9 protein-coding genes are annotated in these 10,941 nt (G+C 66.6%); 8 read left to right on the forward strand and 1 reads right to left on the reverse strand.

Annotated features, from left to right (window positions below; all coding sequences use genetic code 11):
- Window positions 1-133 precede the first annotated feature (133 nt).
- Window positions 134-829, reverse strand: coding sequence for an AIM24 family protein (locus QMX79_RS17680; RefSeq protein ID WP_282247925.1), 696 nt, complete (start codon window positions 827-829; stop codon window positions 134-136).
- Between the two features lie 274 nt (window positions 830-1,103).
- On the opposite strand from QMX79_RS17680, the gene QMX79_RS17685 reads away from it, so the two are divergent.
- The 8 genes from QMX79_RS17685 (at window position 1,104) to bamA (ending at window position 10,741) form a co-directional block, all read left to right on the forward strand.
- Window positions 1,104-2,603, forward strand: a complete 1,500-nt coding sequence (locus QMX79_RS17685) for a GGDEF domain-containing protein (RefSeq protein WP_282247926.1) — start codon at window positions 1,104-1,106, stop codon at window positions 2,601-2,603.
- 124 nt (window positions 2,604-2,727) lie between these two features.
- Window positions 2,728-3,456, forward strand: a complete 729-nt coding sequence (gene pyrH, locus QMX79_RS17690; RefSeq protein ID WP_282247927.1) for a UMP kinase — start codon at window positions 2,728-2,730, stop codon at window positions 3,454-3,456.
- 47 nt (window positions 3,457-3,503) lie between these two features.
- On the forward strand, window positions 3,504-4,061 hold the full coding sequence (frr, locus tag QMX79_RS17695) for a ribosome recycling factor (RefSeq protein WP_282247928.1): 558 nt from the start codon (window positions 3,504-3,506) through the stop codon (window positions 4,059-4,061).
- 5 nt (window positions 4,062-4,066) lie between these two features.
- Window positions 4,067-4,837 (forward strand): polyprenyl diphosphate synthase, encoded by a 771-nt coding sequence (gene uppS / locus QMX79_RS17700; protein ID WP_282247929.1) that lies wholly within the window; start codon window positions 4,067-4,069, stop codon window positions 4,835-4,837.
- The gene (locus tag QMX79_RS17705) at window positions 4,834-5,658 is read left to right on the forward strand and encodes a phosphatidate cytidylyltransferase (protein ID WP_282247930.1); all 825 of its coding nucleotides are present in this window, start codon (window positions 4,834-4,836) and stop codon (window positions 5,656-5,658) included. The genes uppS and QMX79_RS17705 overlap by 4 nt, the downstream gene beginning before the upstream one ends.
- 2 nt (window positions 5,659-5,660) lie before the next feature.
- A complete protein-coding gene (dxr, locus tag QMX79_RS17710) occupies window positions 5,661-6,851 on the forward strand; it encodes a 1-deoxy-D-xylulose-5-phosphate reductoisomerase (protein WP_282247931.1) in 1,191 nt (396 codons plus the stop codon).
- 34 nt (window positions 6,852-6,885) lie between these two features.
- Window positions 6,886-8,244, forward strand: a complete 1,359-nt coding sequence (gene rseP, locus QMX79_RS17715) for an RIP metalloprotease RseP (protein ID WP_282247933.1) — start codon at window positions 6,886-6,888, stop codon at window positions 8,242-8,244.
- Window positions 8,245-8,317: 73 nt separating this feature from the next.
- A complete protein-coding gene (gene bamA / locus QMX79_RS17720) occupies window positions 8,318-10,741 on the forward strand; it encodes an outer membrane protein assembly factor BamA (RefSeq protein WP_282247935.1) in 2,424 nt (807 codons plus the stop codon).
- The last annotated feature ends 200 nt before the right edge of the window (window positions 10,742-10,941 follow it).

A 10,941-nucleotide genomic window follows, 5' to 3' on the forward strand; every position in this document is an offset into this window, starting at 1 on the left:
GGGTTTGCGGGACTGTCAAAAACATGGATGTTTTTGCCAAGCCTCCACGGACGGATTCACGGCGTGTACCGCAAACCCACCGCCGCCGGCCCCAGCGCGATCACCTCGCAGGCCAAGGCCTTTGCCTTTGCTCTCAGCCCTTCGTCTGGAACGTAACTTCCTCATACGGCTGCACCACCACCCAGCCTTCGCCGGCGAAGCGCAGCTGCAGGGTTTCGCCCGAGCCACGCCCGACCAGCGTACCCAGCGAAATGTCGGTGACGATCTCGGGCGTCAGCGAACCCGACCAGGCGACCGTCGCGTTCGGGTCGGTGAACACCGGGCCGCCCTGCGCCGTCACCGGCAGCGTCAGCGGCTCGTAATGCGAGGTGATCGCCACGATCCCGTGGCCGCTCAGGCGCATGTTGAACAGCCCGCCCGAGAGCATGCCCGCCACCTTGCGCATCATCGTGATCTTGGACTCGATGCCCGTCTCGAACGCCAGCACGTCGTTGCCGTTGACGAAGATCGACTCGCCCGCCAGCCGCAGCAGCGTCACCTGCTTGCCCGCATCGGCCAGGTAGGCCCGGCCCTGGCCCTCGATCTTCATCAGCTGCAGGCCCTCGCCACTGATCATTTTCTTGAACAACGTGCCCAGACCCTGCTCCAGCAGCCCCTGGCGGGTGAACTTCACCGCCCCCTTGCGCGCCACCATCGAACCGGCCTTGGCCCAGACCATGCCATCCACCCGCACCTCCAGCATGTGCAGGCTCTCAAGCTCGAACGCGTCCGCACTGACGTCTTTTTCATGCGTGCTGGCAAGGAATTCCTGAAGCGACTTCACGGCCATGGGGTCCATCCTTTTTTATTGGAGGCCGCATGGTACCTGCGCCACCCGCCGCCGCGCAGCAGCGGACGCCACTTGTGCCACTCCCCCATCCGCTGGCGAATGTGGTACCAAAGACCTCATTGCCCCGCCCCACACGATCTGCCCGTTGGTTTTGCTTCGAAAGGCACCTCGGCCCCCACCTGTCGACGGCATAATTTCCTACAACGCAAGTACCGATACTCAAATCTGTGACGCACTCCATGTATTCTTGCCACATCACCTCAGTATTCCCGCCATGCCTCCCGAGCTGACAGCCGCCCTGGCGCTCTGCCGCAACCTGCCCTCGCCGCCCGGTATTGCCCTGCGCATCATCGAACTGGCGCAGGACCCGGAAACCGACATCACCACCGCCGCCGACGTCATCGCCATCGACATGGCGCTGAGCGCGCGCATGCTGCGCATCGCCAATTCGCCGCTGTATGCCAGCCGCCGCCGGATCGAGAACCTCGGCCAGGCACTGACCATGCTGGGGCTCAACGCCACCGTCAGCCTCGCCCTGGGCTTCACCGTCACCCAGGACCTGACCGCCCCCGGCCAGGGCCAGGACGTGCGCGAGCGCGCCTGGCGGCGCAGCATCCTCAGCGCGCTGGCGGCCAGCCTGCTCGGCCAGGCCCGCGGCCTGCGCAAGGCCGAAGAACTGATGCTGGCCGGCCTGCTGCAGGACATCGGCGTGCTCGTGCTGGCCCAGAGCGAGCCCGAGCGCTACCTGCCGCTGCTGCGCCAGGCCCGCGACAACGAAGCGCTCATCGCCCTCGAACGCGAGCACCTGGACTGCACCCATGCCGAGGTGGGCGCGTGGATGGCCGAGCAGTGGGACCTGCCGCGCTACCTGGTGGACGCCATCGCCCGCAGCGAATCGCCGGCCGCCGCCGAGGACAATTTCCAGGCCTGCGTCGCCCTGTCCGGCGCCGTCGCCGACATCTGGCTCAGCGCCGATGCCGATGCCGCCCGCGAACACGCCCTGCAGCAGGTCAACGAAACCCTGAAGCTGGACAGCGCCCAGTTCGACCAGGTGCTGGCCCGGATCGGCGAGGCCCTGCCCGAGATCAGCGCCCTGTTCGAGACCACGCTGATTTCGCCCTCGCGCGTGCAGCAGCTGATCGACCACGCCCAGGAGCTGGCGACCCTGCGCAACCTGCGCGAAATGCAGGATGCCGCCCTGGCCCGCCAGCGGGCCGACGAATTCGAAGCACGCGCCAACAAGCTGGCCGAACAGGCCCACCGCGACGCCCTCACCGGCGTGCTCAACCGCCGCCAGCTCGAGGCCGTGCTGGAGCAGGAGTTCCTGCGCGCCACCCGGCACGGCTGGCCCCTGTCGGTGGCCTTCATCGACCTGGACGATTTCAAGAAGATCAACGACGCCCACGGCCACCTGCTCGGTGACCAGGTGCTGCGCGAGTTCGCCACCCAGCTGCAGGAACACCTGCGCAACAGCGATACCGTGGCCCGCTTCGGCGGCGAGGAATTCATCGCCCTGCTGCCCAACACCACCGAGCTGGTGGCGCTGGACGTGGTGCGCCGGGTGCTGGCCAGCATCGTCAACACCCCCATGGCCGAGGTGGCCGACGGCCCGCTGTTCGTCACCTTCTCCGCCGGCGTGGCCACCCAAGGCGGCTATGAGCGTTTCGCCGATGTTCAGGACCTGCTGAAGGCCGCCGACGACGTGCTGTACCGTTCCAAGAACCTGGGGCGCAACCGCGTGATTGCGCGTTCACCGGGGACCGCCACGGCCTGAATGGAGTCAGGAAGCGGCGATCCACCGCTGTGGCAGGGCTGCGCCGCAGTGCAGCAGATTTTCCACGCCGAGTGCCGCCGCTTCCAGTAGAATTCCCGCGTTTTCCACGCATCCAGAGGCCACCATGTCCAATCTTTCCTATCGCCGCATCCTGCTGAAAGTTTCCGGGGAGGCACTGATGGGGGATGAGGACTACGGCATCGACCCCAAGGTCATCAATCGCCTGGCGCGTGAAGTGATCGAAGCCCAGCAGGCCGGTGTCGAAGTGGCGCTGGTCATCGGCGGCGGCAACATCTTCCGCGGCGCCGGCCTGGCCGCAGGCGGCATGGACCGCGTCACCGGCGACCAGATGGGCATGCTGGCCACCGTGATCAACGCGCTGGCCATGCAGGACGCGCTGGAGAAGCTGGGCGCCAAGGCCCGCGTGATGAGCGCGATCAAGATCAACGACGTGTGCGAGGACTACATCCGCCGCCGCGCCATCCGCCACCTTGAAAAAGGCCGCCTGGTGATCTTCGCCGCCGGCGTCGGCAGCCCGTTCTTCACCACCGATTCCGGTGCCGCGCTGCGCGCCATCGAGATCGGCGCGGACCTGCTGCTCAAGGCCACCAAGGTCGACGGCGTGTACGACAAGGACCCCAACAAGTACAGCGATGCGGTCCGTTTCGACTCCCTGAGCTACGACGAAGTGATCCGTCGCGGCCTGGAAGTGATGGACACCGCCGCCTTCGCCCTGGCCCGCGACAGTGACCTGCCGCTGCGCGTGTTCGACATGGGCCAGCCGGGCGAACTGCTGAAGATCCTGCACGGCGAGAACATCGGCACCCTGGTCCGGGGCCGCGACAACGCCTGAGAGGGGATATAATCGCCCGATTCCCAGTGACATCCAGGATTCGGGCGATGCTCAACGATATCAAGCAGGACGCGCAGACGCGCATGGCAAAGAGCATTGATGCTCTGAAGCACTCCCTCACCTCCATCCGTACGGGCCGTGCCTCGCCGTCGCTGCTGGACCGCATCACCGTCAAGGCCTACGGCAGCGACACCCCGCTGAACCAGGTCGCCTCGATCTCGGTGTCCGAAGGCATCTCGCTGGTCATCACCGTGTTCGACAAGGGCATGATCAAGGACGTCGAGAAGGCGATCTACGCCTCCGACCTGGGCCTGACCCCGAACGTGTCCGGCACCGTGATCCGCCTCAACCTGCCGCCGCCGACCGAAGAGCGTCGCCGCGAACTGGGCAAGCAGGTGCAGAAGGAAGGCGAAGGCGCCAAGATCGCCGTCCGCAACATCCGCCAGGATGCCAACAAGGCCATCGCTGCCCTGCTCAAGGACAAGGCGATCAGCGAAGACGACAAGAAGCGCGGCGAAGACGACATCCAGAAACTGACCGACAAATCCATCAAGGACGTCGATAGTGTCGTGGCCGACAAGGAAAAGGAACTGATGCAGGTCTGAGCCCGATGACCCAGGCCCCGACCAGCAGCTCCACCGCCGCCGTGCCCCGCCACGTTGCCATCATCATGGATGGCAACGGACGCTGGGCGCAGAAGCGTCGTCGTCCGCGCGTGATCGGCCACCGGGCCGGTGCGCGCGCGGTCAACCGCACCATCGATTTCTGCCTGGAGCGTGGCATCGCCGCGCTCACCCTGTTCGCTTTCTCCAGTGAAAACTGGGGCCGGCCGAGCGATGAAGTCGACGCGCTGATGAAGCTGTTCCTCAATGCCCTGGACCGCGAGGTGGATGAACTCCACCGCCGCGGCGTGCGCGTGCGCTTCATCGGCGAACGCGAGCGCTTCGGTGCCGGGCTGGTCAGCCGCATGCAGCTGGCCGAGCAACGCACCGCCGGCAACACCGCCATGACCCTGAGCATCGCCGCCAGCTACGGCGGCCGCCAGGATATCGCCCGCGCCGCACGCGAACTGGCCGCCGAAGTCGCGGCCGGGCGCCTGCTGCCCGAACAGATCGACGAAGCGCTGCTGGGCAGCCGCGTCGCCCTGGCCGACCTGCCGCCACCGGATCTGTTCATCCGCACCGGTGGCGATACCCGCGTCAGCAATTTCCTGCTGTGGCAGCTGGCCTATACCGAACTGTGGTTCACCGAGGTGCTGTGGCCCGAGTTCGACGCCGCCATCCTGCAGCAGGCGCTCGACGCCTACGCTTCCCGTGAACGCCGCTTCGGGCTGACCAGCGCCCAGATCGCCGCCCTGGCCACCGAGACGTCCACCCCATGACCAAAACCCGAGTCATCGCCGCGCTGATCATGGCGCCGGTCGCCATCGCCGCGATCCTGCTGCTGCCCACCCAATGGCTGGCCGCCGCTGCCGCCGCCGTGTTCCTGATCGGCCTGTGGGAATGGCTGAAGCTGGCCGACGTCGAAGACACCCTCGCCCGCACCGTGCTGCTGGTGCTCAACCTGCTGCTGATGGTGCTCATCGTGTGGGCCGATGCCGGCACGCTGGTGCTGTACCAGATCGCCGCGCTGGTCGGCATCGGCTGGTGGCTGCTGGCCCTGCTGTGGCTGCGTTTCTTCACCTTCGGCGCCGAGCCGGGCAGCCGCGCCCGCGCGCTCAAGCTGCTGGCCGGCAGCCTGGCCATCGTGCCGGCCTGGGCCTCGCTGGTGCTCATCCACGCCAGCGGCGACAAGGGCCACCTGTGGCTGCTGACCGCGCTGGCCGTGGTCTGGGCTGCCGATTCGGGCGCCTACTTCGCCGGCCGCACCCTGGGCCGCACCAAGCTGGCCCCGCGCATCAGCCCCAACAAGACCTGGGAAGGGCTGGGCGGCGGCATGCTGGCCGGCCTGCTGGTGGCCCTGGTGTTCGGCTGGATCGCCGGCATCGCGCCTGGCCACGTGGTCGGCCTGGTCATCACCACGGTGGTCGCCGTGTTCGCCTCGGTACTGGGCGACCTGTACGAAAGCCTGCTCAAGCGCCATGCCGGCGCCAAGGACTCCGGCCACATCATTCCCGGCCACGGCGGCGTGCTGGACCGCATCGACGGCGTGCTGGCCGCGCTGCCGGTGTTCGCGCTGGGCAAGGAAATCTTCGGATTCTGAGCATGCAGAGCACTACCGCCCCCCGCCGGGTCGCCGTGTTCGGTGCCACCGGCTCGATCGGCGCATCCGCGCTGGACGTGATCGCGCGCCACCCGGACCGCTACCGCGCCAGCGTGCTGGCCGCCGGCACCCAGGTGCAGGCGCTGGTCGCGCTGTGCGTGATCCACCGGCCCGCGCATGCGGTGATCGCCCGCGACGCACTGTATGCAGAGCTGCGCGATGGCCTGCGCGCCGCCGGCCTGGATACCCAGCCGCATGCCGGCGCCGCCGCGCTGGACCAGCTGGCCGCCAGCGACGCCTGCGACACCCTGGTGGCCGCCATCGTCGGCGCGGCCGGGCTGTCCTCGACCCTGGCCGCCGCCGAGGCCGGAAAGCGGATCCTGCTGGCCAACAAGGAATCGCTGGTCCTGGCCGGTGAGCTGCTGATGCAGCGCGCCACCGCCGCAGGCGCCGAAATCATCCCGATCGACAGCGAACACAGCGCCATCTTCCAGTGCCTGCGCTCGCGCGATGCCAGCCTGGACCAGGCCGGCGTGCGCCGGATCCTGCTCACCGCTTCCGGCGGCCCGTTCCGCGGACGCACCCGGGCCGAGCTGGCCGAGGTGACCCCGGCCCAGGCCGTTGCCCACCCGAAGTGGTCGATGGGGCCGAAGATCTCGGTGGATTCGGCGACGTTGATGAACAAGGGGCTGGAGGTCATCGAGGCCCACCACCTGTTCAACATCCCCGGCGAGCTCATTGAAGTGCTGGTCCACCCGCAGAGCCTGGTGCATTCGCTGGTCGAGTTCGTCGACGGCTCCACCCTGGCCCAGATGGGCCTGCCGGACATGCGCACCACCCTGGCCGTGGGCCTGGGCTGGCCGCACCGGATCGAATCCGGGGTTGGCGGGCTGGACCTGCTGACCCAGGGCCGGCTGGATTTCGAGGCCCCCGACACCGACGCCTTCCCCTGCCTGGGCCTGGCCTGGCAGGCGATGGCCGCCGGCGGCACCGCCCCGGCGGTGCTCAATGCGGCCAATGAAGTGGCTGTTTCAGCGTTTCTTCAGGGGCGGATCGCTTTCCTAGCCATTCCAGCCCTGGTGGCTAACGCTCTTTCAACACTGCCTTCAGCGTCCGCCGATACACTGGAGGGCCTGCTGGCTGCCGACCAGCACGCCCGCCAGATCACCCAAGCCGCCATCGACCACGCCTGAATGCCCTTCCCGCTCCTTTCCCGCGACGTCCACCATGGGTGAATTCATCGGCTCCGTCTGGTGGATGATCGTCAGCCTTGGCCTGCTGGTGACCTTCCATGAGTTCGGTCACTACTGGGTCGCGCGCCGCTGTGGGGTGAAGGTGCTGCGCTTCTCGGTCGGCTTCGGCAAGCCGCTGTGGATGCGCCGCAACCGCAACGGCACCGAATTCGCCATCGCCGCCATTCCGCTGGGCGGTTACGTGAAGATGCTCGACGAACGCGAGGTCGAGGTGCACCCGGCCGAACGCGGCCTGGCCTTCAACCACAAGAGCGTCTGGCAGCGCATCGCGATCGTGGCCGCGGGCCCGATCGCCAACCTGGTGCTGTGCGTGGCCCTGCTGTGGGCCATGTTCGTATTGGGCAAACAGGATTATTCGGCCACCATCGGCCGCACCACCGGCATGGCCCAGGTGGCCGGCCTGCAGGCCGGCGACCGCGTGCTGAGCGTGGATGAGCGAAGCGTGGTCACCGCAGGCCAGGCGGCCATGGCCCTGACCACGGCCGCCATGGACCGCCACGACGCGAAGGTGGAGGTGGTGGATGCGCAGGAGCAGGTGCGCACGCGCACCCTGCCGCTGTCGCAGCTGCCGGCCGGCTTCGATGAGCGCTGGGTGGCCTCGCTGGCCGGCCTCACCTGGCAGTTCCACCTGCAGCCGGCACTGGTCGAACAGGTGGTGCCCGATTCTGCCGCCCAGGGCGTACTGCTGCCCGGCGACCTGGTGGTGGCCGTGGATGGCCAGCGCATCGACGCGGCCGACCAGGTCTCCCCGGCCATCCTCGCGCTGGGCAAGCGCGGCGGCCCGGGCATGATCGAAGTGCTGCGCAACGGCGAGCGGCTGGCGCTGGAAGTCACCCCGCGCCAGGGCAAGGACGGCCGCGGCCAGCCCACGTGGCAGATCGGCATCGGCTTCCCGCAGGCCAGCGCCCCGGCCTATGACACCACCCTGCAGTACGGCCCGCTGGCGGCCATCCCGGCGGCGCTGCGCGAAACCGCGCGTGCGGCGGGCGATTCGCTCGGCATGATGCGCCGCATCGTCACCGGCAATGCCTCGCTGCAGAACGTTTCCGGCCCGGTCACCATTGCCCGGGTAGCCAACCAGACCGCCCAGCGCGGCCTCGATTGGTTCCTCTGGTTCCTGGCCGTGCTCTCGCTCAGCCTGTGCATCATCAACCTGTTGCCCATCCCCATCTTGGACGGCGGGCACCTGCTGTATTACCTTATCGAGTTGGTCAAGGGCAGCCCGCTTAGCGAGCGTGCCATGGCGGCGGGCCAATACATCGGCCTGGCCATGCTGGCCGGACTGATGGGACTGGCGTTCTACAACGACATCCTCGGTCTGTTCCCGCGATGAACTTTTACCCTTTTGTCGTCGTCTTATGCGCCGGCATCCCGCAACATCGTATTCGACTCCAACCGGACGTGACATGACGCGACTCCCCAATCGCCGCCTGCTTGCCCTCGCACTCGCCGCCGGTTTCGGCGCGCCCGCCCTGGCCCAGGCAGCCGAGCCCTTCACCGTCAGCGACATCCGTGTCGATGGTCTGCAGCGCATCACCTCCGGTACCGTGTTCACCTACCTGCCGGTGGAACGTGGCGAGACCCTGACCGACAACAAGGTCGGCGAGTCGATCCGTGCCCTGTACAAGACCGGCTTCTTCGAGGACGTCCAGCTTGAGCGGCAGGGCGACATCCTGGTGGTCACGGTCAAGGAACGCCCGGCGATCAACAAGCTGACCGTCACCGGCAACAAGGACATCAAGAGCGACCAGCTGCTCAAGGGCCTGAGCGACATCGGCCTGAGCGAAGGCGGCACGTTCGATCGCCTGAGCCTGGACCGCGTGACCCAGGAACTGCGCCGCCAGTACAACGACCGTGGCAAATACAACGTCGAGATCACCCCGACCGTCAGCCCGCTTGACCGCAACCGCGTGGACATCACCATCGCGATCAAGGAAGGCAAGGCCGCCAAGATCCAGCACGTGAACCTGGTCGGCACCGAGAAGTTCGAGTCCAAGGACATCCTGGAAACCTGGGAATCCAAGGAGCACAACTGGGCGTCGTGGTACCGCCGCGATGACCAGTACTCCAAGGAAAAGCTGTCCGGCGACCTGGAAAAGCTCAACGCCTGGTACCTGGACCGCGGCTACGTGGACTTCAGCATCGAATCCACCCAGGTCTCGATCAGTCCCGACAAGCGCGACATGTTCATCACCGCCGGCGTGACCGAAGGTGAGCAGTACAAGATCTCCGAGATCAAGGTCACCGGCGACACCATCCTTCCGCAGGAAGACGTGGAGCGCATGCTGATCCAGAAGTCCGGCGATACGTTCTCGCGCGCCCTGCTGGAATTCAGCTCGGACGCCATCACCAATTCGCTGTCCAACATCGGCTACGCGTTCGCCAAGGTGAACCCGATCCCGACCAGCAACCGCGCCGACCGTACCGTGGCGATCAACATGCAGGTCGTACCGGGTCCGCGCGTGGGCGTGCGCCGCATCGTGTTCAAGGGCAACACCCGCACCTCCGACGAAGTGCTGCGTCGTGAAATGCGCCAGTTCGAAAACAGCTGGTACTCGCAGGCCGCGATCGACCGTTCCAAGATCCGCCTGCAGCGCCTGGGCTACTTCGAATCGGTGGATGTCGAGACGCCGCCGGTGACCGGCAGCAACGACCAGGTCGACGTGGTCTACAACGTCAAGGAAACCACCTCGGGCAGCTTCGTGTTCGGCCTGGGCTATTCGCAGTCGTACGGCATGACCACCTCGGTGCAGCTGTCGCAGAACAACTTCCTGGGCGGCGGCAACCGCGTGTCGGTCGAAGCGTCGCGCAGCAGCTACCTGCAGCGTTACGGCTTCTCCTACACCAACCCGTACTTCACCGACGATGGCGTGTCGCTGGGCTACAACCTGTCCTGGCGCGAACTGGATTACTCCGACTTCAACACCGCGCAGTACAACAGCACCAACGGTGCGGCGCAGGTGGTGTTCGGCGTGCCGATCACCGAGAACGACACCGTCTCGCTGATGGTGGGCATCGACAGCAACCAGATCACCACGTACCAGGGCTCGACGCCGCAGTCGATCATCGATTACATCAATGCCATCGGCAGCAAGACGTTCCACTCCTGGCGTACCGAACTGGGCTGGGCCCGCGACACGCGTAACGACTACTTCATGCCCACCCGCGGCATGTACCAGCGCGTGGGCCTGGAAACCACCCTGCCCGGCTCGACGGTCGAGTACTACAAGCTGAACTACCAGGTCTCCAAGTACTGGCCGATCATCCCGTCGCTGGTCATCAACACCCGCGCCGAAATCGGCTACGGCGACAGCTACGGCAACGACGTCACCCGCGACCTGTGCTACACCGCACCGACCACCGCGAACCCGAACCCGACCCAGACGGTGGACTGCAACACGTCCTCGGCTGACTATGTGAAGACCGTCACCGCCTCCGGCCTGCCGTTCTTCGAGAACTTCTACGCCGGTGGTACCAACTCGGTGCGTGGTTTCGAAGACAACACCCTGGGCCCGCGCTCGGAGCCGACCGCGTCGTACAACCGCGGCCAGCCGCTGGGTGGTTCGCTGAAGACCGTCGGCTCGATCGAAGCCTACTTCCCGCGCCTGTTCGACAGCCCGTCGGCCCGCGTCTCGGCGTTCTTCGACGTCGGCAACGTGTACACCGGCGTGGACAACTTCAAGGCCAACGAGCTGCGTGCCTCGGCCGGTGTCGCCCTGTTGTGGCGCGCCCCGGTCGGCCCGATCTCGATCAGCTACGCCTTCCCGCTCAAGAAGGAAGACGGCGACGAAATCGAACGCCTGCAGTTCACGTTCGGTGGCCAGTTCTAAACCCACCGATCGCACACAAAGACGCCGGGCATTGCCCGGCGCTTTTGTTTGTGGACGTGGGGCTACGGCGAACGGCAGCGTTTCAGTTCTTGCGTGCTGGGGAGGCCGACGGGCAGCCCCGCTCCGGGACACGCCGTAAACCCATCCATGGGGGCTTGGCAAAAACATCCATGTTTTTGACAGTCCCTACGGGGGCTGCC

This window comes from Stenotrophomonas sp. PS02300, from assembly GCF_029959395.1.
Lineage (GTDB): Bacteria > Pseudomonadota > Gammaproteobacteria > Xanthomonadales > Xanthomonadaceae > Stenotrophomonas > Stenotrophomonas maltophilia_AD.

Coding starts and splice junctions, on each gene's coding strand:
- QMX79_RS17680 (WP_282247925.1), bottom strand. CDS start 829: ATGGCCGTGAAGTCGCTTCAGGAATTCCTTGCCAGCACGCATGAAAAA.
- QMX79_RS17685 (WP_282247926.1), top strand. CDS start 1,104: ATGCCTCCCGAGCTGACAGCCGCCCTGGCGCTCTGCCGCAACCTGCCC.
- pyrH (WP_282247927.1), top strand. CDS start 2,728: ATGTCCAATCTTTCCTATCGCCGCATCCTGCTGAAAGTTTCCGGGGAG.
- frr (WP_282247928.1), top strand. CDS start 3,504: ATGCTCAACGATATCAAGCAGGACGCGCAGACGCGCATGGCAAAGAGC.
- uppS (WP_282247929.1), top strand. CDS start 4,067: ATGACCCAGGCCCCGACCAGCAGCTCCACCGCCGCCGTGCCCCGCCAC.
- QMX79_RS17705 (WP_282247930.1), top strand. CDS start 4,834: ATGACCAAAACCCGAGTCATCGCCGCGCTGATCATGGCGCCGGTCGCC.
- dxr (WP_282247931.1), top strand. CDS start 5,661: ATGCAGAGCACTACCGCCCCCCGCCGGGTCGCCGTGTTCGGTGCCACC.
- rseP (WP_282247933.1), top strand. CDS start 6,886: ATGGGTGAATTCATCGGCTCCGTCTGGTGGATGATCGTCAGCCTTGGC.
- bamA (WP_282247935.1), top strand. CDS start 8,318: ATGACGCGACTCCCCAATCGCCGCCTGCTTGCCCTCGCACTCGCCGCC.